Genomic DNA, 22,860 nt, shown 5'->3' on the forward strand with positions numbered 1-22,860 from the left:
ATAGCGTGCTCGCCGTCCGGCGCGAAAAACCTGAACTGAATGAAGCACAGAACACGCAATACCCGCAATCAGGCGCTGCGCTCGCCTGAGCAAAAGGAAGATCGGCGCGGCTTGCTCATCGCCCTGGGTCTGCACGGGCTGTTGCTGCTCGCCATTTTGGCGGGAGCCCTTTTTTCTACTGCGCCCAAAACACCCAATGCGGTGCAGGTCGAATTGTGGATGGACGGTGTCGCGCCCGACGCGGCCGTCAATGCGGATCCCGAAGCCCCCGAGGCCGAGCCAGAGCCACAACCTGAGCCTGAACCAGTTGCAGAGCCAGAACCCAAGCCTGAACCGGAACCCGAACCGCCTCCGGCACCCAAGCCACCTCCTGAACCTGAAAAGGTCACACCTCCTGCTGAACCCGAAGTCGATCCCGAGATCGCTTTGGAGCAAGCTCGCAAAGAACGCGAGCAAAAAGAACGTGAAGAAAAGCTGGAACAAGAGCGTCAGGAAAAACAGCGTCAAGACAAGCTAGCCGCTGAACGACGTGAACGTGAACAGAAGGAAAAGCAGGAACAGGAACGCAAGGACAAGGCCGAAGCAGAAGCTAAAGCCAAGGCGGAAGCCGAACGCAAGGCCAAAGCAGAGGCCGACGCCAAAGCCCGTGCTGATGCCGAACGCAAAGCCAAAGCCGAGGCAGAAGCCAAGGCCAAGGCAGACGCCGAGGCCAAAGCCAAAGCGGATGCTGAGCGTAAGGCTCGCGCTGCTGCTGCCGCCAAAGCCAAGGCGGACGCCGAGCGCAAGGCCAAGGAAGAAGCGTTCCGTCGCGCCATGCGCGAAGGTGCTCCTGGCCGCCCCGGTGGTACCGCAGACCGCAACCAGGCTGGCGGCGGCGGTGGTGACGGTGGCTATGCCGCCAAGGTGCGCGCTTGCGTGCAGCCTGGCGTGGTCTACAGCACCCCTGCGCGCTCCGAAGTACGCGGCAACCCTACTTTGCAGTACCGCGTGGACCTGAATGCCGATGGCACCCCTAACCGCGTTCAAATCAAACGATCGTCCGGCATCGCTCTATTCGATGATGCCGTATCCAAGGGACTTGCCCGTTGCAGCCCTTTCCCCAAACCGCCTAGCGGGCAGTATCCATCGTATATTGATGGCGAATACCGCATGTTCGATTAATCAGGAGATTGCATAATGACCGCCGCTACCCCTGCCCTGGCGACCTTAGGTCGTCATTGGCGCGCCACGGCCACTGGAGCGTTTGCCCTGGCCGCTGGCATGTTCGCCAGCCAACCGGCTCAGGCCCAACTGCGGGTCGATATATCGGGTGTGGGTGCTACCCAGTACCCCATCGCGATCGCCGATTTTGCTGATAACCCGGCCAGCCAGTCCCTGGCCGAAGTGATTCGCGCCGACTTGACTCGTTCGGGTCAATTTCAATTGATCAATGCCACCGGTGCTGGTCTGAATGCAGAAAGCACCATCGCCTACGACGAATGGCGCAACCGGGGGGCTGATTACCTGGCCTACGGCTCGGTCGCCCAGACCGGCGGGCAATACTCCATCAGCTATCGCCTGGTGGATTCCGTTCGTCAAACACAGCTGGATGGGGTGGCTTTTGCGGGCAGCGAGAAAGAGCTACGTCGCATATCCCACCAGATTGCCGACCGTATCTACGAAAAAATCACCGGTGTACGGGGCGTTTTTTCGACACGCCTGGCCTATGTGTTGCAAACGGGCAACAACTACGAGTTACAAATTGCTGACGCCGACGGACAAAATCCACAGGTAATGTTGCGTTCTCGACACTCAATCATCTCGCCAGCCTGGTCCCCTGACGGTAAAAAGCTGGCTTATGTGAGCTTTGAGAACGATAAACCTGTTGTATATGTGCAAACTTTGGCCACTGGCCATCGTGAGCCACTGGCCAATTTCAAAGGCAACAACAGTAGTCCAGCATGGGCTCCCAACGGCAATCAGCTAGCTGTTGTGCTCTCCAGAGACGGTATTTCGCAGATTTACACGCTAAATGCAGACGGTTCGGGCTTGCGTCGTGTGATGCGTTCACCCCTGATCGATACTGAACCGAGTTTTATGCCTGATGGCAACTCCCTTGTATTTGTCAGTGATCGTGGTGGCGCTCCCAATATTTACAAAGTAAGCCTGGGAGGAAACGACGCACAACGCATTACCTTCAACGGGAGTTACAATATTTCACCGGAGGTCTCTGCGGACGGTACTAGGCTTGTATACGTCACACGCAGAAACGGTGCTTTCCGAATTGCCACTCAAGATATGGCATCAGGGTCTGAGCAACTGCTGACGACAGGTCCCGACGATCAGTCTCCGAGTTTCGCCCCTAATGGGATGCAGATCTTATATAGTTCTGTTCAGGGGGGGCGCAGTGTCCTAGCTGTAACATCCGTGGACGGTCGCGTTCGTCAGACCCTCTCGTCATTGAATGGCAAAGTACGCGAACCCACCTGGGGACCATTTACCAACTGACATCCTGTGTGACTCTTTTTCAAAAGGAATTCAAATGAGCTCGCGCATTCTTAAAAGTCTTACCCTCGCCGCCATGGCTGTAACCCTTGCTGCTTGCAGCTCGGTGCCTTTGGATCAATCAGGCTCCGGCTCAACCGGCGGTACTGGATCAGACTCTGCTAGCGCAGGCCAGATCATGGACCCTTTCAATCCTCAAAGCCCACTGGCACAACAACGCTCGGTATATTTTGACTACGACAGCTACGTTGTGAACGAACAGTACCGTGGCCTGGTAGAAATGCACGCCTCGTACCTGAGCAGCCATCCTCAGCAAACCGTGCGCATCGAAGGTAATACCGACGAGCGTGGTGGTGCTGAGTACAACCTGGCTCTGGGTCAGCGTCGTTCCGATGCCGTGGCACGTATGCTGGGTCTGCTGGGCGTGAGCAACAGCCAGATCGAAGCTGTGAGCTTTGGTAAAGAGCGTCCAAAAGCCTTGGGTAACACCGAAGCTGATTACGCCGAAAACCGTCGCGCAGACATCGTTTACCAACGATAATTTCTGCATCGACCAAGTGGTTCCGACGCCGTGGCGGTTGTTAACGCCGCGGCGTTTTTTATCGGCGCTGTGCCCGATCCACTGAAAATTCGTTATGCTGGACAACGGGCTCGCCAGGCCGGCCAAAGCCCCCCCAGATCACAGCCCCCGACAGAGGGGAAACCGGCAGGTGAGGAGCCTGCGCATTGCGGATGCACATTTTTTAACGGACTTCACTATGCACGCTTATAAAAAGCCTTTTCGTCTTGCGACCGTTGCCCTGTTCGCGACGGCCGCCCTATTTGCCAGCCTGCCGGCCAAGGCCTTTGCCGATGACGAGGCCCGACGCGCCATTTTGGAGCTGCGTCAGCAAATTCGTCAGATGCACGAGCAAAATACCCAGGCTCGCCTGCAACTGGCAGATCAAATTGACACCCTGCGCTCTGAAGTTGTCTCACTGCGCGGCCAAGTCGAAAAACTGAGCTGGCAAGCCAGCGGTCAGGGCCAGAACAATGCGCCTGCCGGACAGCAAAGCCCTCATGCCGCAGACCCACAAGAACAAGCTGTCTTTGACAGCGCCATGGACGCCTATCGCGCTGGCCAATACAAACCCGCAGCCGATGCTTTTGCCGGTTTTCTGGCCGCCTACCCCTCCAGCGTTCTGGCCGATGAAGTGCGCTTTTACGAAGGCAGCAGCCTATATGCCATCAAAAGCTTCAAGACATCCATCCAAAAGCTGCAGGCTTTTGTGAAAGCGTCCCCACAAAGCCCTCGCGCTGCTGATGCTTTGATGGTGACGGCATCCAGCCAGATCGAACTGAACGATCTGAGCGGTGCCAAAACCACCTTGCAGCGTATCGTCAAAGACTACCCACAATCTGAAGCGGCCGAGACCGCGCGCAGCCGCCTGAAGCTGCTGGAATAATTACCCCGCGTGTAACGCCATACGGACCGGGTTCAAACCCGGTCTGTTTTTTTAGGCGACTGATTCTTGCCTGACTTGTACTGCTTGCCATGACACCCCCCTTTGCCGACTTCTCCACCCTTGAACTGACCGCACAAGGCTATCGCCACACATTTGTAGACCAAGGGCAAGGCGCAGCCGTGTTGCTGGTTCATGGTTCTCTGTGCGACTGGCGATACTGGCGTTGGCAGATCCCCGCCTTTGCCACCCAGTATCGGGTTCTGGCTCCCAGCCTGCGCTCCTACTGGCCCGGCGCACCCAGCCCCGGTCACTTCAGCACAGCGCAACACGCCCAGGACTTGCAGGCCTTGCTGGACCAGCATATTCCTGGCAAGAAAGTGCATATCGTAGGGCATTCTCGCGGCGGTCATGTTGCCCTGCTGCTGGCTCAACGAATGCCCGAGCAAGTGGCCAGCCTGACCTTGGCAGACCCCGGTTTCCCGACTCCTGGCGCCTATTCCTATGCCCCTTTGTTCCAGCAAGTGGCCGAACGCCTGGAACAGGGCGATCGTGATGGTGCCATGGCTCTGTTTGTGGATACGGTCAATGGCTCGGGAACCTGGAAGCAAATGACGCGCTGGTTCCGCGAGATGATTCAGGACAACGCCCATACCATGCTGGATCAGCAGCAGGAGCCCAACCTGGGGCCGAGTCTGGAATGGCTCAAACAACTGGATGCGCCCTTGAGCTTCATCACGGGCGAGAACAGTCCCACGCGCTACCACCATTGCATGGACATCATTCGTCAGCACCGGCGCGAGGACCAGTTGCACCGCATCCCTTTGGCGGCCCATGGCATGAATCTGGCCAATCCAAAAGCATTCAACCAGGCTGTACTGACAGCACTACAAGCCTGAGCACGAAAGCAAAACTGCACGCTTGATTGAACTGCCCCCAAAAAAGTTAGACAGCCGTCCAAGCTTTTGGGGGCAGTTCAGAGACGGTCCTTTTTCTATGGAAGTGTCAGCCTGAATCAGTAAGCCTGTGTCTTGGCGGGCCGTAACTCGCACTCGGCCTGGACCTGGGTATCGTCAGACAGATGCAGACTCAGGATAATGCGTTCACCCAGCGCCAGATCCTCTTTCGCCTGCCCCAGCATCACATGAAAAGCGCCGGGCTTCAGACGTAATGTGCCACCTGCTGGAATCTCCACCTCGGACGTATGCGACATGCGTGACATGCCATCGTGTTCGGTCGTCTGATGCAGCATCACATGCCCGAACGACAAGGTGCTGGCCCCTACCAAAGCCACACTCTGCTCACCCTTGTTTTCCAGCTCCAGATACGCGGCCGAAGGCGCAGGCTCCGGCAGCATACGCACCCAGCATTGACTGGCATGGACCTGTGTGCTCAAGGCACGTACCGCTTGGGGCTTACCATGGCCTGCATGCCCCTGTGCCATCACGGTGCTGGTCAAAGCCAGCACACTTAAGCCTAGAACAACTGCGCTGCGTTTCATGATGCTCCTCACTTCTTTCTGGTCGATTGGAATTGGCCCCACTTTGAGCAGCCTGCCGCCGAGCTCCCCCGATACGCGAGGCGATCTGATACAGTACCAGCCAGTCTGCCTCTCTTACAACGGCCTTCTTTTCAGTAACGATGTCATGACCAGCACACACACTGCACCCGAACCCAAAATCGATATTGTTCAATTTCGTGATCTTTTAGAACGCCTGCATCCCTTTGCCGCCGTTCTGGGTATTGATGTCGTGCACATTGGCCACGACAACGCCTGTTTACGCCTGCCCGAACGCAATGCGCACCAACGTATGGGTGGCATGGTGGCAGGCCCCATGTTGATGGGGCTGGCGGACCTGGCTCTCTATGCCGCTGTGGTCGGTGCCACCGGCAACCCCGATGCCGTCACCTCCAGCCTGACCATCAACTTTCTGCGCAAAGCCCCTCCCGGCGATATTCTGGCGCACGCCCGGATTCACAAGACAGGCCGTACCTGTGCGGGTGATGTTCTGCTGGAACCGGCCAACGGCGGCCCGGCTGTTGCACAAGTGATCAGCACCTGGTCTTTGCCTCGCCCCCAATAAACCATGTTTGCAAAGTCTCACACTCCCGGCCCGACCCAGCTCTGGCTGGCGGAGCTGCAATCGTCCATGCGCTTGGGCGGCCCCCTGATTCTGACAAATCTGGCGCAAGTCAGTCTGTTGGCAACGAATATGATTTACATGGGCCGACTGGGCCCTGATGAGCTGGCTGCCGGCTCTCTGTCCGCCAGCCTATACCAAGCCTTCATGATTTTCAGCATGGGGCTGGTATCGGCTGTCGTTCCCATGCTGGCCACGACACTGGGACGACGACTGCGCAATGTACGCGAATCCCAGCAGATCATTCGCCACGGATTTCTGACCGCTTTGCTCATTACCCTGCCGGCCTGGATTGTGCTGTGGAATGCCGAGCACATCTTGCTCATGATGGGCCAAGACCCTGTCGTCGCGGCGCGGTCCGTGACCTATATGCATACCCTGCAATGGGCCCTGCTGCCCTACTTGGGTTACATCGTGCTGCGCTCATTTCTGGCGGCCATGGAAAAACCTGGATGGACCTTGGCGGTGGCGATTACGGCCATTGGTATCAATGCCATACTGGGCTGGCTCCTGGTCTTCGGTAAGCTGGGCTTGCCTGCCATGGGATTGGCGGGCGCGGGACTGGCCACGACCGTATCCAGCGTATTCATGTTTGCAGCGTTAAGCTGGATCGTGCTGAGCGACCCGCGTTTTAGACGCTACTACCTGTTCAACGAAGCCTGGCAGTGGAGTTTTAAGCGTCTGTGGAAAATGTGGGCACTGGGTATTCCCATTGCGATTACCTTCACCCTGGAAACGTTGGTCTTTTACGCCGCCGTCATGATGATGGGCGTGCTGGGACAATCTGATCTGGCTGCGCACGCGATTGCCATGCAGATTTGCGCGGTGTCCTACATGATCCCCTTGGGTTTCAGCCAGGTCGCCACCATCCGTGTGGGGCTGGCCGCAGGCCGGGTCGATCCTTTAGGCGCACGTCGTGCCGGCTGGATTTCCTACATCCTGGGCGTAGGCTTTATGGGCTTGGCTGCCTTGGTATTCTGGTTCGCCCCCTTGACGTTGATCAGCCTGTTCCTGGACCTGGATGTCGCCGAAAACCAGGACGTTATTGAACTTGCCATTACCTTCCTGGCGCTGGCCGCTTTGTTCCAGATCAGTGATGGTGCCCAGGCTGTAGCTGCAGGGATGCTACGTGGCCTGCATGACACGCGCATACCCATGCTGCTGGCCTTGCTAGGGTATTGGGTGCTGGGTGTTCCTACGGGTTCTTTACTGGCCTTCCAGTTCAATATGGGAGGGATGGGAATCTGGATCGGACTGGTAACAGGTTTGTCTGTGGTTGCCGTGCTGATGACGCTACGCTGGATGCGGGCCTCGGCGCGCTTGGGACGCAAGCGGCCTGCACGAACGGCATAGTCTGGGGTCTGCTCGGTGTATCGACTCTGTCGTCATAGGCTGACTACAAACCCGCCCCAGAGGCAATACCGAACGCACTTGGGCTGAGCCTGAGCAACAGCCAGAAAAGCCGCAGCAGCCACACATTGCAAAGCCCCTTGCTGGACTATCCAACAAGGGGCTTTGTGTATCTACAAACTGCGGGGCAGATTACTGCTTGGGCAGTTTGCTGGCCACGCCTTCCACGTAGTAGTCCATGCGGTTCAACGCATCGTCATCCAGGAAACCGGATTCCAGACGTACCTTGCCGTCGTTGTCCTTGATAGGAGCGGCAAAAGGTTGCAGCGTACCAGCCTCGATCTCGGCCTGCTTGGCCAGAACAAACTCTTTCACGTCAGCGGGCACTTCGGGACCGAAGCCTTCCAAAGCCGCCATACCGGACTTCAGGCCACCCCAGGTGCTGTCGTTCTGCCACTTGCCATCCAGAACTTCAGTGGCCTTGCGAGTGAAGTAGTCACCCCAGTGGTGGGTCACAGCAGCCAGTTGGGCTTTAGGGCCGAACTTGCTCATGTCGGAGTGGTAGGCAATAGCGTACTTGCCCGCTTCTTCCGCCGCTTGCACGGTGGCAGTGGAGTCGGTGTGGTGAGTCACCACGTCTGCGCCCTGACCCAGCAAGGTCACAGCCGCATCACGTTCTTTACCTGGGTCGTACCAGCTATTGGCCCACACCACGCGCACCTGGGCTTCGGGGTTCACGCTCTTCAAACCGATAGCAAAGGCGTTGATACCTTGCAACACTTCAGGAATGGGATGAGCACCCACGTAACCGACCACATTGGATTTGGTCATCTTGCCCGCCAGCACGCCAGCCAGGTAACGGGACTCGTAGAAACGGGCGTTGGTGGTCGCCACGTTAGGCGCTGTTTTGTAGCCAGTGGAGTGGACGAATTTCACGTCTGGAAACTGCTTGGCCACTTTTTGCGTCTGGTTCATGTAGCCAAACGAGGTCGTGAAAATCAGCTTGTTGCCTTGCTGGGCCAGATCACGAATGACACGCTCTGCATCGGCGCCTTCAGGCACGTTTTCCACGTACTGAGTAACCACACGGCCTTTCAGGGCCTCTTCCATTTGCAGACGGCCAATATCCTGCTGCCAAGTCCAACCGGCTTCACCGATAGGGCTGACATACACAAAACCGATTTTCAGGGGTTCTTGATCGTTTGCCTGAGCGGACACAGGCAAGGCGGCCAGGGGGGAAGCGATGGCAGCGGCCATCAGGGCCTTGCGCATAAAGTTTCCAGTCATGTCAGTCCTCTAGTTGTTGGGATTGAAGTTTTTGCCAAGCGATGCAGGCATATTCAACCTGATCCAGTTAGCGTTTCGAGAAATTAAAACCAGCACAATAATCGTGGCCAGATACGGCATCATGGCCAGCAATTGCGAGGCTACCGGAACACCCAGAGCCTGCGCATGATAGGTCAGGATCGTGACCCCACCGAACAAGTAAGCGCCCAGCATGACGCGCCAGGGACGCCAGGTTGCAAAGGTCGTCAACGCCAGAGCAATCCAGCCACGCCCAGCGACCATATTCTCTACCCACATGGGTGTGTAGACCAGACAGATGAAGGCACCAGCCAAACCGCAGCAGGCCCCCCCGAACATCAAGGCGCCCAGGCGAATGTAGCGCACGTTATAACCGAGCGAATGCGCTGAAGCAGGCGACTCACCCACTGCGCGCAAGACCAAGCCAGAACGTGTACGGGCCAAAAACCAGGCCACGGCAATGCACAGCACCCAGGAGACATACACCATATAGTGTTGCTGGAAGAACGCTGGCCCAATCAGGGGAATATCTTTCAGAACCGGAATGGATAGCTTGGTGACAGTCAGAGAGTTGCCGGTGAAAGGCAGACCGATATAGGCCGAGGCCCCGACCCCAAATAGCGATAAGGCCAAGCCACAAGCCACCTGATTCGCGCCTAGCCAGACCGTCAACCAAGCAAAGGCAGCGGCCATCACGGCCCCCACAACCGCGCCGAGCACAAAGCCCAAGGCCGGGCTGCCTGTTTGCACGGCCACAGCAAAGCCCACAATGGCGGCCATCAGCATCATGCCTTCCGAGCCCAGATTGATAACGCCCGATTTTTCATTGATCAGCAAACCCAAGGCCGCCAGGAGCAATGGGGTGCCTGCGTTGATGGTTGCGGCTAGCAAAGGTGCAATCGCGTCCATTACTTTCTCCAGACCAAACGCTTGGTGATGAGCACGTCACAAGCCAACAAGGAAAACAAGAGGATGCCCTGGAAAATGCCGGTAATCGCATTGGGCAGGCCCAATCGACTTTGAGCCAGTTCCCCGCCGATATACAGCAAAGACATCACAAACGAAGAGAAAATCAGTCCCAGTGGGTGCAGTCGCCCCACAAAAGCCACGATGATGGCCGCAAAACCATAGCCGGGTGAAATAGAAGGGGTCAATTGCCCGACCGGCCCCATCACCTCTGCGGCACCGGCCAGACCGGCCAGCGCACCTGAAATCAGCAAAGAACTCCACAAGGCCTTACGGGAAGAAAAACCCGCGTAACGAGCCGCCAACGGCGCCATGCCCCCCACCCTCAAGCGAAAACCGGCCATGCTGCGTGTCAGGAAAAGCCATGCAGCAACCGAGGCAATCAGCGCCAGCACAATACCAGTATGCAAACGCGTACCCGGCAAGACGGCAGGCAAAAGAAACCCATCAGAAAACAGACTGGATTGCGGAAAACCAAAACCGTCAGGATCACGCAAGGCACCATGCACCAGGTAGCTGAGCAGGTGCTGGGCCACATAGACCAGCATCAGGGACACCAGAATCTCGTTGGCATTGAAGCGATCTTTCAGGAAAGCCACAATCGCCGCCCAAGCCATGCCACCGAGCATGCCGCAGACCAAGGCAATGCTAATCAGAAAAAAGCCGCCGTTCTCGCCATTGTCTACCTGCAAAACAAAGGCTCCGGCTGCCAAAGCGCCCATCACCAACTGCCCTTCCGCACCGATATTGAAGATATTGGCCCGAAAGCAAATCGCCAGACCGACAGAGATCAGCAGCAAAGGAATCAGCTTGACGCCTACCTCTGCCCAACCATTCAGGTCACGCAAAGGCTCCAGAAAAAACACATTCAGGCCCGCAAGGGGATCTTTGCCCAAGGACCAGAACAAGGTTCCGGCAACCACCATGGTCAACAAGACCGCCAGCAAAGGCGAACACCAGGCCATCAAGGTAGAGGGCGTGGCACGAGTCTCAAGCCTGAACATGCTCACCCTCCTCCCACAAACCGCTCATCCATTGCCCAATCTGATCAACACTGGCTTGCGCCACGGGAATAGAAGGAGACATACGACCTTTGGAGATAACAATCAGGCGATCGGCAATCGCAAACAATTCGTCCAGCTCTTCGGAGATCACCAGCAAGGCACAGCCCGCATCGCGCAGAGCCAGTAGCTCGGCGTGAATCTGGGCAGCAGCCCCGACGTCCACGCCCCAGGTTGGCTGGGCAATCACCAGAATGCGCGGCTGACGGGTGACTTCACGGCCAATAATGTATTTTTGCAAATTCCCGCCCGACAGGCTGTTGGCAGCGGCCTGCTCATTGGAGGTTTTGACGCGGAACCGCTTGATAATCCCGCCTGCCAGACGGCGGATGCTGGAAAAGCGCAGAAAACCCCGTTTTACCGTTTCCGGGTTTTGATGAGATAGCAGCAGATTTTGAGCCAGAGACAACTCTGGCACCGCACCGCGCCCCAGGCGCTCTTCGGGGACAAAACCCATGCCCTGGTCACGTCGCCAGGCCGCATCACGCTGGCCAATCGCCTGGCCGTCCAGCAAAATCATGTCTGCCTGCGCGCGGGTATCTTCACCCGACAAGGCCGCCAGCAACTCCTGCTGACCATTGCCGGAAATACCGGCCACACCCAGAATTTCGCCCTGGTGCAGATCAAAACTGACATCCTGCAATTCGCAGGCAAACGGATGAGATTTGTTCAATTGCAGATGACGTACCTGCAAGAGCGTGCCGCCTTGCTGCATGCTGCGCTCACCCAGCGACTGAGGTTCAGCACCAATCATCAGGCGCGATAGGCTGGCCGTGGTTTCCTCGCGGGGATCGCAATAACCCGTGACCTTGCCCATGCGCATGACCGTACAGGCATGGCACAGCTCGCGGATCTCATCGAGCTTGTGGCTGATATAGACAATGCTGCAACCTTCTGCGGCCAACTGACGCAAGGTGCCGAACAAACGGCGCACCGCCTGCGGCGTCAGTACCGATGTCGGTTCATCCAGAATCAGCAGCTTGGGCTTGCCCAGCAAGGCACGCACAATTTCCACCCGCTGGCACTCCCCCACGGACAAAGTATGAATGTGGCGTTGCGGGTCCAGATCCAGCCCGTATTGACTGGCAGTCTCGCTAATGCGGCCCGCCAGCTCCTGCATATTGGTGGAAGCAGGCAAACCCAGCGCAATGTTTTCCGTGACCGTCAGGGTATCAAACAAGGAAAAGTGCTGGAACACCATACCAATGCCCAGTTGTCGGGCGGCCGCCGGGCTGCTGATCTGAACGGGCTGACCGTCCCACAGAATCTGGCCCTGATCTGGTTTGACCACCCCGTAGATGATCTTCATCAGGGTGGACTTGCCCGCGCCATTCTCTCCCAGCACGGCATGAATTTGCCCCGGCAGAATAGACAAGGAAATATTGTCGTTAGCCACCACCGCCGGATAGGCCTTGGTGATAGCGCGAAGTTCCAGGCGTGGCACAGCCTTGGGGTCTACGGATACCGTTTGCTCACCAGACTCAGAAGAATGGCCCACGGGAGACGATGGGGTCATGGCTGTATCAGCAAAAAAATATAAAACGTCTGAGCAAGCCCATCATGGCCTGCTCAGACGTAGAAAAAGAAAAGCTCAGGGTTTAACGCTTGCCCAGGGCTTGCTCGATTTTCTTATCAGTCTTGTATTGGCTAAGAGCGTATACCGCCCAAATCGCGGCAGGGATCCATCCGATAAGGGTCAACTGCAAGATCAGGCAAATAATACCCGCCACTGGACGACCAATCGTGAAAAATCCTAACCACGGCAACAATAGTGCGATCAGTAAGCGCATGAGAATACTCAAAATAATAAGAAGTGGGCGCTATTTTACCCTTTATTGGCGCACCGAATCATTCGCCTGAAATCAAACAAGACAAATGGCCCGGATCAGGCAGGCTGAACCGGGCCGATACTTGGGCACAGAACTTACAACAGCTCTTTACGCAACTGTGCGGCCGACTTGGGCGAGAGCAGGCCTGGGGCCACATCCAGGACAGTCTGGGCACCAATCTGACCGCTCTTGTTCATGCGGTATGCAGCGCGCGCGTAAGCGACCAACACGCTGGACGTGAACTCCGGATTGCTGCCCAGATTCAGCGCATACTCCACCACTTGCTGCGAGCCCGAACCCGATTGGCCGCTACGGATCACGAACCCCCCGTGTGGCATAGCTGCGTGGTCACGAGCCAGTGTTTCAGCGTCGATAAAGTTCACTTCGGTGTCGTAGTCAGCAAAGTAGTCAGGCATGGTGACAATCGCTTCTCGCACCGTATCGGCATCCGCGCCCTGCTCCAGCACCACAAAACACTGACGCTTATGCTTTTCACGGGTGCTAAGTTCAGGCTGCTCACCGTTGCGTACGCGCTGTACTGCGGCCTCGATAGGCAGGGTGTATTGCACGCCACCGGCCACACCGGCGACACGACGAATTGCATCGGAGTGTCCTTGGCTCAGCCCCTTGCCCCAGAAGGTGTAGGTCTGACCAACGGGCAAGACACATTCGCCATACAGACGATTCAGCGAGAACAGGCCCGGGTCCCAACCCACCGCGATCAAAGCCGTGGTACCAGCGCCTTGAGCGGCCGCATCGACAGCTGCGTAGTACTCGGGGATACGGGCGTGGGTATCAAAACTGTCCACGGTTGTGAACCAGCGTGCCAGGGCCGGGCCTTGCTCGGGCAGGTCATTTTTAGAGCCACCACAGAGAATCAGCACATCGATATCATTGCGGTACTGTTCGATCTGGTCCAGGGCACGTACGGGCACGCCTGCACTTTGCAGTTGCAAGGAAGCAGGGTCGCGACGAGTAAAAACGCTGACCAGCTCCATGTCCGGGTTTTGTGCCAGGGCCAGCTCTACGCCTCGTCCCAGATTGCCGTAACCTGCAATACCGACACGGATTTTGCTACTCATGGGTGTTTTCCTTAAATCTGATAAATAAGTGCTGTCAGAACTGCTGCGCTCTGAAGCGGCTGGCCTAGTCGCTGATCATACGGGCAGCAAAGCCCATAAACAGCAGCCCCACCGAGCCATTGCCCATACGGGACAGACGCTGATGACGTCGGAAAATGCCTGCCAGGCGATTACCGCCAAAAATCAGCAAAGACAAATAACAAATACTGATCAGCTCCACCACCAGACCCAGCAGCATAAAAGCCAAGCCCGTGTGACCTTTGGACGGGTCCACAAACTGCACGAAAAAGGACAGGAAGAACAGGATGGCTTTGGGGTTCAACAAACTCAGGAGCAAGGCCTTGCGAAAGCGGGTGTCGTGGCGCAAACGCGTGTCTACGGACTGCACCGGGCCGCCTTGTCTGAAGGCCGACTGCAAGAGCCGCACACCCAGATACAACAAATAGGCCGCACCCAACCAACGTATACCCGTATGCAACATGGGTAGCGTCTTGAGCAGCGAGGCGGCGCCCAGGGCTGTCAAGGTCATCAAGATGCCATCGCCCACGACAACGCCAAAGGCCGCTTTATAGCCTTCACGCACACCATGCCCGGCGCCACTGGCCAAGACATATAAAGAATTGGGCCCGGGTAACAGCACGATAAACACCGTACCCACGACAAAGGCCCAAAAATTGACTATACCGATTTGTTCAAGCACGCCGGCCTCGCGAAACGCAGCAGAATCAGCAATTTTAGCGCTAAAAAAATGCCCCTGACACGGGTGGAGTGCCAGGGGCGATCAGGTCAGCTTGTAAGGTCTACGCTACCGGACTGACTCGGCAACGCATTACCAGACCTGATGGACTACGCAGTAGCAAGCTCCTGTGTCTGGAACTGCTCCTGTTTCATCGTGCCTTCCTGCTGGAAACGAACGTGCCAGGACAGGGCCTCTTCCAGGATGTGGGGCGTGTGACCGCCACGTTGGCTGGCGCGTTCAACATAGTCCAACAAAGCGGGACGGTAGTCAGGGTGGGCACATTTCTCGATGATCACGCGGGCACGCTCACGGGGAGCCAGACCACGCAAATCCGCCAGACCCCATTCAGAAACCAGTACGGCTACATCGTGCTCGCAGTGGTCTACGTGCGAGGCCATCGGCACCACACTGGAGATGGCGCCATCTTTGGCGACAGACTTGCTGACAAAAATAGACAGGTGTGCATTGCGGGCAAAGTCGCCAGAGCCACCAATGCCATTCATCATGTGGGTGCCACAGACGTGGGTGGAGTTCACATTGCCGTAGATATCAAATTCCAGGGCGGTGTTGATCGCAATGATGCCCAGGCGACGCACCAACTCTGGATGATTACTGATTTCCTGAGGGCGCAGCACCAGCTTGTCGCGGTAGTTATCCAGACCTTCCAGGAACTGCGCCATTTTGGGAGCGGACAAGGTCAAGGACGAGGCCGAGGCAAAGCTCAACTGGCCTGAGTCCAGCATGGCAATTGCACTGTCCTGCAAGACTTCCGAGTACATCTTCAGGTCAGTGAAGGGAGAATCCAGCAGGCCATACGTCACGGCATTGGCAATCGTACCGATACCCACCTGCAAGGGCAGCAAAGAGTGGCTCATACGGCCAGCATCCACTTCGCCTTTCAGGAACTCGATAATGTGACCGGCAATCGCCTGCGTTTCCTCATCCGGTGGCAGTACACTGGAGGGGCTGTCCATCGCATCAGTCACCACAATACCCACGATGCGGGAAGGATCCACCTGAATGGCGGTGGTGCCAATACGTTGGTCCACATCCGTCAGTTCAATCGGCTGGCGATTGGGGCGGGCTTCGGGCACATAGATATCGTGCAAGCCTTCCATCTCTACCGGCATGCTCAGATTCAGCTCAACAATGATGTGTTTGGCTTGCTGGGCAAAGCTGGCCGAATTGCCTACCGAGGTCGTCGGCACAATCGCGCCGGTTTCAGTAATGGCAACCGCTTCAATGACGGCAATGTCGATGGCAGGCAAGTTGCCCGAACGCATGTGCTCCACTGTCAGCGACAAGTGCTGGTCAGTAAACAGGACTTTGCCTTCATTGATATGACGGCGCAGGACCGAGTCCACTTGAAACGGCGAGCGGCGGGCCAGAACACCGGCCTCAGCCATCAAGCCATCGCTATCATTACCCAGCGAGGCGCCGGTCACCACATTCAGTTTTAATGGCTCAGTCTGGGCCCGCTCGGCCAAGGCACGAGGCATGACCTTACAGTCTCCGGCGCGGGTAAAACCACTCATCCCGACATTCATCCCGTCTTTAAAGAAGGCGGCTGCCTCCTGAGCGGTCATGACCTTGCCTTCCAATTCGGGGGAACGAATGCGATCCTTGAACATCGTGTGCTCCTGTCTCTGTGTCATTGATCTACCTGTTGTTGCTTTCGGAAGGAGCCAGGGCCGAAAGCGCCAGGCGAGATCTTCACGCAACAGAACGACATCACGCTTTAAAAATAGTGGCTGTATGAGCCGGAGAGAAAAAGCCGAAATCGCCCTGACAACAGGCGTTTATGTTTTATGAACAAAGCCAGCATAGCATCGCCATAATGAATAAAATAACTAGCAATAAGTCGTAAAAATCATAAACAAAGGCCAGCCAATCATGGATATCCGATCCTTGCGATACTTCATTGAAACCGTTAAACATCAAAGCTTTACGCAAGCTGCGCAGAGCCTGAACGTGACGCAATCGACCATCAGCAAGATGGTCAAGCAGCTGGAAGATGAACTGGGCGAGCCCTTGCTGATCCGCGATCATCGGCAATTACAACTGACCGATTGCGGCAAAATTGTGCTGGAGCGCGGACAGGAGGTTTTGCAGAGCATGCAGGGCTTGCTGCGAGAAGTTCACGAAGTTCAGGCCTTGCAACGCGGTCGCCTGGATCTGGGCATTCCGCCCATGATTAATGTGCTGTTCACAGAAGTGCTCAAGACCTTCAAGAATCGACATCCGCAGATCGAGCTGATCCTGCACGAAGAGACCGGCATGGGGATTGAGCGCATGGTAGCTGCAGGCACAGTTGAAATGGGCCTCAGTATTCTGCCCTTGGGACCGGAGTTGAATGTATCGGCCACCCCGGTAGCCAAACATGCGGTTTGGGCAATAGGCCACAAAGACACGCTGACGGGGACACAAAAGAAGATCAAGCTGCGGGAGCTGGAAAAGCATCCCTTGATTTTTCTGGGTGAAGACTACGCCTTGACCCGTATGTTGCGGCGTGCCTTTGCCCATGCAGGACTGCAGGCGAATATTGCGGCACAAAGCAATCAATGGGATTGGGTGGCTTCCATGGCACAGGCGGGAATGGGGGTGGCTTTGCTGCCCCAGCCGTTTCTGTCTCGGCTGGAACCGGGGGACTGGGTTGCCAAAGAAGTGGTGGAGCCGGCGCTGAACTGGGAAGTGGCGCTGCTATGGAATGGACGGTATCTGTCGCAAGCCGCCCGAGCATGGCTGCAGGTTTGTACGGATGTGCTGGGGGGGAACTGGCCTGAGCTTGAAGGAGATTCATAGCAAAGGTGCGCTACTGGTTGGCCCTTGAATGCTCATTGTGTACTTAATATAAAACTAGGCCCGGCATCACAATGTTGAATTTTCAAGACACCCCAAAGCGCAACATCTTTCTCCATGCTCTGGCCCGCCATATTGCCGTAGCGTAGCGTTAGGCCCCGTTGCGCTGGTGCCAGTGTGGCCGCCCAATCCAGAATAATCAGGTCTAGGTTCCACCAGGGTGCCGAATAGTTGCTGACTCAGTGCATGTGGCTTGGCAAACGCTCCTGATGCAAGTCCTGCATAGAAAGACGCCTTGCCGCATCGTAAAGACGGCAGTTCATCTTGCTATTGTACGAGGCCAGGCGGATGGCTGTTTGGGGTGGCATGTTTTTTCCAGACCTGGATACTGTACAAGGATCGTTTATTTAAAAAGGTGGATGGATCAAGCAAAAATGAGGATCTGCGTACCCTCAAATCTGCGCCTCAACAATTCACTTGACCAACATATAGGTAGTCAGCTACATTTCAGCCTTAATGATTATGTGGCAGCATGATGTTTGAACTCAAGGATCTTCCTAGCTACGACACGCTGGTCAAAATGGGCGTCGAGTACAGCAACCCAGATGTAGATGGGCTGCAGACTTGGCTTATCTGGGCTTCGGCTACCAGTGAAATGTTGTCGGCTTTTGAAGCCAATCTTGATCGCACTTCCGGCTTATCGCAGACACAATTTTTCGTGCTGATTCTGCTTAAGCGCAATCCGGATGGTTTGAGCATAGGTACGCTGGCAGATGGGGTGTCGGTCACATCGCAGACGATGACTCGCATTATTGATCGCATGGAAATCGCCGGTTTATGCAATCGGGAGCAGCACCCTCAGGATCGTCGTGCCTGGTTGGTTCGCCTGACCGAGCACGGGGTCGAGGTTTTGGGTAAAGCCTTGCCGGCTCACTATGTATGGGTTGCCGAACTGATGAGCCATTTCGACACGCAAGAACGCGATGTGCTTGTACGCTTGATGCTCAAGCTCAACCAACAAGGGATCTTGCCCAAGACACACGGCGGCTGATTGTCAGCCGTTTTTTTTAAGCATATATGTAGCTTACTGTATAACAGCCAGGAACATTTATCATGAAAGTATCTGCCAGTGATCCGCACGCTATTGGGATAGGTTTGCGTGCCTTGATGGTTATCTGCGCTTTATCGGTTGTTTCTTTGCTGTACCTGCCTTTACCGATTTTGGGGACGTTGAAACATACCTATGGCATTGAAGCTACGGGCATGGTGAGCAGCTTTGGATTTGCCTACGCAGCCGGATTTTTGATTTTTGGTCCACTTTCGGATCGCTTGGGTCGTCGCAATGTCATGGTCGGTGGCCTGCTGGCCTTGGTGGGCGCGACAGCGGTACTCGCATTGGCAAGCTCCCCTCTGTTCCTAACGTTTGGCCGCGTGTTGCAAGGCCTGGCAGCCTCTTCCTTTCCCCCCGTAGCGATTACCTACCTGGCAGAGCGAGGCAACCCACGCCAAAAAATGTGGAGTGTGGCCTGGATGAGTACGGCCTTTCTTTCCGCCGGTTTGCTAGGGCAGATTTATGGCGGATTGGTGGCCGGGCCTTGGGGCTTGGGGGCGGCTTTGGGGCCACTGTGTGGTGTGTTCGCCTTGACTGCGTGGAGCTTGTGGAAGAAACCAGCAGATAGGCTGGCAGGCCAAGGTTTAAGCGGGTTTTTCAGCAATTACAAAGCCATAGGCAGTTTGTTGGCGGATGCACGATTGCGCCGTGTTTACCTGCCTGCATTCTTCCTGCTGATGTGTTTCGTTGCTTTCTACATGATCTTGGATAGCAAACTCGGAATGCAATTTGAGCAGTTGGGCATTTCTCCTATGACGACACGAGCTGTGGTGGCGCCTGCTTTTTTGATGCCTTTGCTGGTTGCTGTCGTGCTGCCGAAGTTAGGGCCGCAGCGTACCTTGGGCGCTGGATTAGTGTGCGCCGCAGCAGGTTTGGCCTTGAGTGCATGGGCCGGGGAGGAGCACCTGATGGCTTTGCTTGGCTCCAGTTTCTTATTTGTGGCCGGACTGGGTATCAGCGTTCCTAGCCTGATTGCCCGAGTAGCAGGAGTTAGCGATATCTCGCTGCGGGGATTGGCTGTGTCGCTCTACACCTTCGTGCTGTTTATTGGCGCAAGTCTGGGGCCATGGTTGGCCCAACATACGGCGGATATGGCTTTGGCCAGTACCTATTTGCTGCTTGCTGGCGTATTGGCCATCTGCGCGATCTACGCCGCTTTTCCCAACTAGGAGTCTGCAACGATGCGAGTTTATTTTTCTGTTCCTGCTGTTCCTGCTGTGCTTGCTGCAGTAACGCTGCAAGCGGTTTGGCTTGTTCCTGTGCAGGCACAGACTAGCCCCTCTTCTACGGAGAATGTCATGAGTACCACAATCAATAATCCGGCTGCTGCCTTTGTTCCAAAAGCTTACGTTCAGGTGGCCCAAGGTGCTGTTAGCGTGGATGGTGAAGCCGTTGTATTGACCCGTTATGAGCGTGAGGATGGTCGAAATTCAGGTTTGGAAGGTGAGCACTTCAGCTCCGTAGTGTCTGAGTCCGGGCGGCTGAAAGGCTTTGCGCATATTTCTTTGGACCTGGTGGATCGACCCTTGCCCAGCGCCGAACGTAGTGAGGCGATCGCCCGTGCTTTCTTGCAGGAGCATGCCCCTGACTTGTTGCCTAAAATGGAGATTCATTGGGTGGATACCCATGATGAGCCCATTCGCATAGAACGAAACGGTCGTACAGAAACCGTGACCTTAACCGGTATGAAAGTGAAGGCCCGCAACTTGGAGGACCGCTTGTGGTTCTGGGTCATTGTTGGACCTGATGAGCAGCCCATGGTGTTCGAGCGCGACATTACCTGGATTACCTTTCCCGGTCACCGCAAGACTGAGAAATGGCTGCATGATAGTTGGCTTAAGCAGCAAAAGACGGATCTTGGCAACGGCAGCAAGCGCGTTTAAGCTGCCCCCATGGTGTATTTCATGCCTATGTGACAAGGCCTTAACGTCGGTTTAGACGTCCCTTGGACAAGCGCAGCTTTAGCCTTTCAGGCTAAAGCTGTCGATCGCCTCGAGAATCGCGGGGGCTGCTTGGTTAAAGTACAGTGTTTATCGACACAGCTTCAGAGCCGGTACGGTGGTAGCGTCCTCTAGCCTGTGCAAGCAGAATATGCCTGATAAGCCTGAACGCTAGACGCGATGGTACGCCTGAATCGACACTACTTCACATAATGTTCGATCGGCGAATGATCATCCAGCCTTAACACCCGACCATCGATTAATAACGAGGGCAGTCGCGTCACTCCAGCGGCAAGCGCATCGGCAACACCTTCCTGCTGCTGCGAGAGATTGAATGCCTGGTAGTGATGCCCGGGTGTCGAGAAAACGCCGCGCATCAGCTCGTCAATACCCAAGCAAATATTGCATCCGTCATGAAAGAGTGTGACGTTGATCATTGAATGTCCTCTATGTATGAGAGTCTAGATACAAGGAAAATGACGTCCTTTGGCCTACACGCACTACTGAACCGTTAGAAAACACCCAATAACCCTGATCAATGCTGAGGCGGCTTTGCTAGATTCATAGCGACATGTAGCGACAAAATGGAACCCATTTATGTCCTGTGACATACCGGAATAATAACAAATAACGTCCCTACAAACGGCCTGATTTTCCCGAAACCATACCCTAAACGCCAAATCCTTTTGCAAGCATCAGCATCCATTCCTCTAGCGACTTGCTACAGTCTTGGCACGTTCTCACGTTCACCCTGAATATCTTATTGACTCAAGCGCATCTCCAAGCGATGCGGGTCGCGTCTTCTTCACACCTAATGCCTAACAGCAGCCTCTAATCACATTCGGTGAAAAACAAAAAAAGGCCACCCTAAACAGGGTGGCCTTCTTGAACAGCAAGATCCAACAATCAGAAAGACTTAAGCAGTCACTTGCTCCGCAGCCGGTTCTTCAACGTCAGCCGAACTACGGATCAGGTAATCAAACGCGCTCAAGGCAGCCTTGGCACCTTCACCGGCAGCAATCACGATCTGCTTGTAAGGCACAGTCGTCACGTCGCCTGCAGCAAATACACCTGTCAGCGAAGTAGCGCCGCGTACATCAACCTCGATCTCGCCATGGCGCGACAAAGCCACATCGCTGCCCTTGAGCCATTCCGTGTTGGGTACCAGACCAATCTGAACGAACACACCGTCCAGCTTGATGCTCTTGGCTTGCTGGGTCTGACGATCCAGGTAATTCAAACCAACAACCTTGGCGCCGTCACCCAGAACTTCCGTCGTCTGAGCCTGAGTAATGATCGTCACATTAGGCATGCTGCGCAGCTTGTTCTGCAAAACCTGGTCAGCGCGCAAGGCATCGCCAAACTCAATCAAGGTAACGTGCTTGACCAACCCAGCCAGGTCAATCGCCGCCTCGACACCGGAGTTACCACCACCGACCACCGCTACATCCTTGCCCTTGAACAGCGGACCATCACAGTGCGGGCAGTACGCCACACCACGGTTACGGTAATCCTGTTCGCCAGGCACATTCAATTCACGCCAGCGGGCACCGGTAGCCAGAATCACGGACTTGGCTTTCAGTTGAGCGCCGCCATCCACATCTACGATGACTTTCTTGCCTTCGCGGCGAATACCCTTGGCACGATGCAGATTCATGATGTCCACATCGTACGTTTTAACGTGTTGCTCCAGCGCGGTGGCAAAGGCAGGACCATTGGTCTCGACCACCGAGATGTAGTTCTCGATAGACATGGTGTCCAGAACCTGACCACCGAAACGCTCGGCCAATACACCCGTACGAATACCCTTGCGAGCAGCGTACACAGCCGCGGCTGCACCAGCAGGACCACCGCCGACGATCAGGACATCAAACTCGTCCTTGGCATTCAAGGCTTCAGCACGAGCCGAGTTATCGCCCGTATCCAGCTTGGCCAGCAACTCTTCAGCACTGGCACGGCCTTGATGGAACATTTCGCCATTCAAGAACACGGCCGGAACCGACATGATGTTGCGCTGCTGAACCTCGTCCTGGAACAGGGCTCCGTCAATGGCCACGTGCTTGATACGTGGGTTGATCACGGACATGGCATTCAAGGCCTGCACTACGTCAGGACAGTTCTGGCACGACAGCGAGAAATACGTTTCAAAAACAAAGTCGCCGGGCAGATTACGGATCTGCTCAATCACAGCGGCATCCAGTTTGATCTCATGGCCACCCACTTGCAGCAGGGCCAGGATCAAAGAGGTAAATTCGTGTCCCATCGGGATACCCGCAAAGCTCACGCTAATGTCGGTACCGGGACGGTTAATTTGGAAGGAAGGCTTACGCTCTTGCGCATCCGCATCTTCGCGATAGCTGGTCTTGTCGGACAGACCATCAATTTCTTGCAACAGTTCGCGCAGCTCGACGGACTTGGCGCCAGTATCCAGCGTCGCAACGATCTCGATCGGTTGCGTGATCTTCTCGAGATATGCCTTCAATTGAGTTTTGATGTTTGCATCTAACATGTGAAACGCCCTTTATCCTGTACTGAACGAAACAACTTGAGGTGCCTGAACCGGTCAGGCACCGGGGTGGCGGCGCAGCGCGCCGACCACCGCTTAAGACCC

Annotated in this window: 22 protein-coding genes; 11 read left to right on the forward strand and 11 right to left on the reverse strand. The window is 55.7% G+C overall.

Features of this window, described 5'->3' with window-relative positions; all coding sequences use genetic code 11:
• The first annotated feature begins 39 nt into the window (after window positions 1-39).
• From tolA to LNA76_RS12735, 5 genes are all read left to right on the forward strand, one after another.
• Window positions 40-1,161: a cell envelope integrity protein TolA gene (tolA, locus tag LNA76_RS12715; RefSeq protein ID WP_094197553.1), complete on the forward strand. Its 1,122-nt coding sequence runs from the start codon at window positions 40-42 to the stop codon at window positions 1,159-1,161.
• A 15-nt stretch (window positions 1,162-1,176) separates the two neighbouring features.
• Entirely contained in the window at window positions 1,177-2,487 is a 1,311-nt protein-coding gene (gene tolB / locus LNA76_RS12720; RefSeq protein WP_094197554.1) for a Tol-Pal system beta propeller repeat protein TolB, read from the forward strand.
• Window positions 2,488-2,521: 34 nt separating this feature from the next.
• Window positions 2,522-3,025 (forward strand): peptidoglycan-associated lipoprotein Pal, encoded by a 504-nt coding sequence (pal, locus tag LNA76_RS12725; protein ID WP_094197555.1) that lies wholly within the window; start codon window positions 2,522-2,524, stop codon window positions 3,023-3,025.
• A gap of 217 nt (window positions 3,026-3,242) precedes the next feature.
• Window positions 3,243-3,929, forward strand: coding sequence for a tol-pal system protein YbgF (gene ybgF, locus LNA76_RS12730; protein WP_094197556.1), 687 nt, complete (start codon window positions 3,243-3,245; stop codon window positions 3,927-3,929).
• Between the two features lie 89 nt (window positions 3,930-4,018).
• Window positions 4,019-4,825: an alpha/beta fold hydrolase gene (locus LNA76_RS12735; RefSeq protein ID WP_230019200.1), complete on the forward strand. Its 807-nt coding sequence runs from the start codon at window positions 4,019-4,021 to the stop codon at window positions 4,823-4,825.
• Window positions 4,826-4,941: 116 nt separating this feature from the next.
• Here LNA76_RS12735 and LNA76_RS12740 read toward each other — a convergent pair whose 3' ends face one another.
• A complete protein-coding gene (locus LNA76_RS12740; protein WP_108728647.1) occupies window positions 4,942-5,427 on the reverse strand; it encodes a copper chaperone PCu(A)C in 486 nt (161 codons plus the stop codon).
• A gap of 145 nt (window positions 5,428-5,572) precedes the next feature.
• Between LNA76_RS12740 and LNA76_RS12745 the strand changes: the two genes are divergently transcribed.
• Complete coding sequence (locus LNA76_RS12745; RefSeq protein ID WP_094197559.1) at window positions 5,573-6,010, forward strand: PaaI family thioesterase; 438 nt, start codon at window positions 5,573-5,575, stop codon at window positions 6,008-6,010.
• A 3-nt stretch (window positions 6,011-6,013) separates the two neighbouring features.
• On the forward strand, window positions 6,014-7,420 hold the full coding sequence (locus tag LNA76_RS12750; RefSeq protein WP_108728646.1) for an MATE family efflux transporter: 1,407 nt from the start codon (window positions 6,014-6,016) through the stop codon (window positions 7,418-7,420).
• A 189-nt stretch (window positions 7,421-7,609) separates the two neighbouring features.
• Here the strand turns inward: LNA76_RS12750 and LNA76_RS12755 are convergent, their stop codons facing one another.
• The 8 genes from LNA76_RS12755 to LNA76_RS12790 form a co-directional block, all read right to left on the reverse strand.
• A complete protein-coding gene (locus LNA76_RS12755) occupies window positions 7,610-8,689 on the reverse strand; it encodes a BMP family ABC transporter substrate-binding protein (RefSeq protein ID WP_094197561.1) in 1,080 nt (359 codons plus the stop codon).
• A 24-nt stretch (window positions 8,690-8,713) separates the two neighbouring features.
• Window positions 8,714-9,631 carry an ABC transporter permease gene (locus tag LNA76_RS12760; RefSeq protein WP_042489288.1) on the reverse strand — a complete coding sequence of 306 codons (918 nt, stop codon included), beginning with the start codon at window positions 9,629-9,631 and terminating at the stop codon, window positions 8,714-8,716.
• Window positions 9,631-10,692, reverse strand: coding sequence for an ABC transporter permease (locus tag LNA76_RS12765; protein ID WP_230019201.1), 1,062 nt, complete (start codon window positions 10,690-10,692; stop codon window positions 9,631-9,633). The genes LNA76_RS12760 and LNA76_RS12765 overlap by 1 nt, the downstream gene beginning before the upstream one ends.
• On the reverse strand, window positions 10,679-12,265 hold the full coding sequence (locus tag LNA76_RS12770; RefSeq protein WP_230019202.1) for an ABC transporter ATP-binding protein: 1,587 nt from the start codon (window positions 12,263-12,265) through the stop codon (window positions 10,679-10,681). Before LNA76_RS12770 ends, LNA76_RS12765 begins: the two co-directional genes overlap by 14 nt.
• 82 nt (window positions 12,266-12,347) lie before the next feature.
• Window positions 12,348-12,539 carry a YqaE/Pmp3 family membrane protein gene (locus LNA76_RS12775; RefSeq protein ID WP_003802304.1) on the reverse strand — a complete coding sequence of 64 codons (192 nt, stop codon included), beginning with the start codon at window positions 12,537-12,539 and terminating at the stop codon, window positions 12,348-12,350.
• 134 nt (window positions 12,540-12,673) lie between these two features.
• Window positions 12,674-13,660, reverse strand: coding sequence for a diaminopimelate dehydrogenase (locus LNA76_RS12780; protein WP_094197563.1), 987 nt, complete (start codon window positions 13,658-13,660; stop codon window positions 12,674-12,676).
• Window positions 13,661-13,724: 64 nt separating this feature from the next.
• Complete coding sequence (leuE, locus tag LNA76_RS12785) at window positions 13,725-14,360, reverse strand: leucine efflux protein LeuE (protein WP_094197564.1); 636 nt, start codon at window positions 14,358-14,360, stop codon at window positions 13,725-13,727.
• Between the two features lie 146 nt (window positions 14,361-14,506).
• Window positions 14,507-16,030 carry an acetyl-CoA hydrolase/transferase family protein gene (locus tag LNA76_RS12790; protein WP_094197565.1) on the reverse strand — a complete coding sequence of 508 codons (1,524 nt, stop codon included), beginning with the start codon at window positions 16,028-16,030 and terminating at the stop codon, window positions 14,507-14,509.
• A 262-nt stretch (window positions 16,031-16,292) separates the two neighbouring features.
• On the opposite strand from LNA76_RS12790, the gene LNA76_RS12795 reads away from it, so the two are divergent.
• The 4 genes from LNA76_RS12795 (at window position 16,293) to LNA76_RS12810 (ending at window position 20,192) form a co-directional block, all read left to right on the forward strand.
• Window positions 16,293-17,201, forward strand: coding sequence for a LysR family transcriptional regulator (locus LNA76_RS12795; RefSeq protein ID WP_121739485.1), 909 nt, complete (start codon window positions 16,293-16,295; stop codon window positions 17,199-17,201).
• Between the two features lie 529 nt (window positions 17,202-17,730).
• The gene (locus LNA76_RS12800; protein ID WP_230019203.1) at window positions 17,731-18,249 is read left to right on the forward strand and encodes a MarR family winged helix-turn-helix transcriptional regulator; all 519 of its coding nucleotides are present in this window, start codon (window positions 17,731-17,733) and stop codon (window positions 18,247-18,249) included.
• Window positions 18,250-18,311: 62 nt separating this feature from the next.
• A complete protein-coding gene (locus tag LNA76_RS12805; RefSeq protein WP_230019204.1) occupies window positions 18,312-19,478 on the forward strand; it encodes an MFS transporter in 1,167 nt (388 codons plus the stop codon).
• A gap of 129 nt (window positions 19,479-19,607) precedes the next feature.
• Window positions 19,608-20,192, forward strand: a complete 585-nt coding sequence (locus LNA76_RS12810) for a hypothetical protein (protein WP_230019205.1) — start codon at window positions 19,608-19,610, stop codon at window positions 20,190-20,192.
• A 257-nt stretch (window positions 20,193-20,449) separates the two neighbouring features.
• On the opposite strand, the gene LNA76_RS12815 is transcribed toward LNA76_RS12810, so the two are convergent.
• Both LNA76_RS12815 and ahpF read right to left on the reverse strand, forming a co-directional pair.
• Entirely contained in the window at window positions 20,450-20,686 is a 237-nt protein-coding gene (locus LNA76_RS12815; RefSeq protein ID WP_094197567.1) for a hypothetical protein, read from the reverse strand.
• Window positions 20,687-21,165: 479 nt separating this feature from the next.
• On the reverse strand, window positions 21,166-22,758 hold the full coding sequence (gene ahpF, locus LNA76_RS12820; protein ID WP_230019206.1) for an alkyl hydroperoxide reductase subunit F: 1,593 nt from the start codon (window positions 22,756-22,758) through the stop codon (window positions 21,166-21,168).
• Window positions 22,759-22,860: the final 102 nt, after the last annotated feature.

Origin of the sequence: Alcaligenes sp. MMA (assembly GCF_020907215.1) — a bacterium.
GTDB lineage: Bacteria > Pseudomonadota > Gammaproteobacteria > Burkholderiales > Burkholderiaceae_B > Alcaligenes > Alcaligenes aquatilis.

Coding starts and splice junctions, on each gene's coding strand:
- tolA (WP_094197553.1), top strand. CDS start 40: ATGAAGCACAGAACACGCAATACCCGCAATCAGGCGCTGCGCTCGCCT.
- tolB (WP_094197554.1), top strand. CDS start 1,177: ATGACCGCCGCTACCCCTGCCCTGGCGACCTTAGGTCGTCATTGGCGC.
- pal (WP_094197555.1), top strand. CDS start 2,522: ATGAGCTCGCGCATTCTTAAAAGTCTTACCCTCGCCGCCATGGCTGTA.
- ybgF (WP_094197556.1), top strand. CDS start 3,243: ATGCACGCTTATAAAAAGCCTTTTCGTCTTGCGACCGTTGCCCTGTTC.
- LNA76_RS12735 (WP_230019200.1), top strand. CDS start 4,019: ATGACACCCCCCTTTGCCGACTTCTCCACCCTTGAACTGACCGCACAA.
- LNA76_RS12740 (WP_108728647.1), bottom strand. CDS start 5,427: ATGAAACGCAGCGCAGTTGTTCTAGGCTTAAGTGTGCTGGCTTTGACC.
- LNA76_RS12745 (WP_094197559.1), top strand. CDS start 5,573: ATGACCAGCACACACACTGCACCCGAACCCAAAATCGATATTGTTCAA.
- LNA76_RS12750 (WP_108728646.1), top strand. CDS start 6,014: ATGTTTGCAAAGTCTCACACTCCCGGCCCGACCCAGCTCTGGCTGGCG.
- LNA76_RS12755 (WP_094197561.1), bottom strand. CDS start 8,689: ATGCGCAAGGCCCTGATGGCCGCTGCCATCGCTTCCCCCCTGGCCGCC.
- LNA76_RS12760 (WP_042489288.1), bottom strand. CDS start 9,631: ATGGACGCGATTGCACCTTTGCTAGCCGCAACCATCAACGCAGGCACC.
- LNA76_RS12765 (WP_230019201.1), bottom strand. CDS start 10,692: ATGTTCAGGCTTGAGACTCGTGCCACGCCCTCTACCTTGATGGCCTGG.
- LNA76_RS12770 (WP_230019202.1), bottom strand. CDS start 12,265: ATGACCCCATCGTCTCCCGTGGGCCATTCTTCTGAGTCTGGTGAGCAA.
- LNA76_RS12775 (WP_003802304.1), bottom strand. CDS start 12,539: ATGCGCTTACTGATCGCACTATTGTTGCCGTGGTTAGGATTTTTCACG.
- LNA76_RS12780 (WP_094197563.1), bottom strand. CDS start 13,660: ATGAGTAGCAAAATCCGTGTCGGTATTGCAGGTTACGGCAATCTGGGA.
- LNA76_RS12790 (WP_094197565.1), bottom strand. CDS start 16,030: ATGTTCAAGGATCGCATTCGTTCCCCCGAATTGGAAGGCAAGGTCATG.
- LNA76_RS12795 (WP_121739485.1), top strand. CDS start 16,293: ATGGATATCCGATCCTTGCGATACTTCATTGAAACCGTTAAACATCAA.
- LNA76_RS12800 (WP_230019203.1), top strand. CDS start 17,731: ATGATGTTTGAACTCAAGGATCTTCCTAGCTACGACACGCTGGTCAAA.
- LNA76_RS12805 (WP_230019204.1), top strand. CDS start 18,312: ATGAAAGTATCTGCCAGTGATCCGCACGCTATTGGGATAGGTTTGCGT.
- LNA76_RS12810 (WP_230019205.1), top strand. CDS start 19,608: ATGAGTACCACAATCAATAATCCGGCTGCTGCCTTTGTTCCAAAAGCT.
- LNA76_RS12815 (WP_094197567.1), bottom strand. CDS start 20,686: ATGATCAACGTCACACTCTTTCATGACGGATGCAATATTTGCTTGGGT.
- ahpF (WP_230019206.1), bottom strand. CDS start 22,758: ATGTTAGATGCAAACATCAAAACTCAATTGAAGGCATATCTCGAGAAG.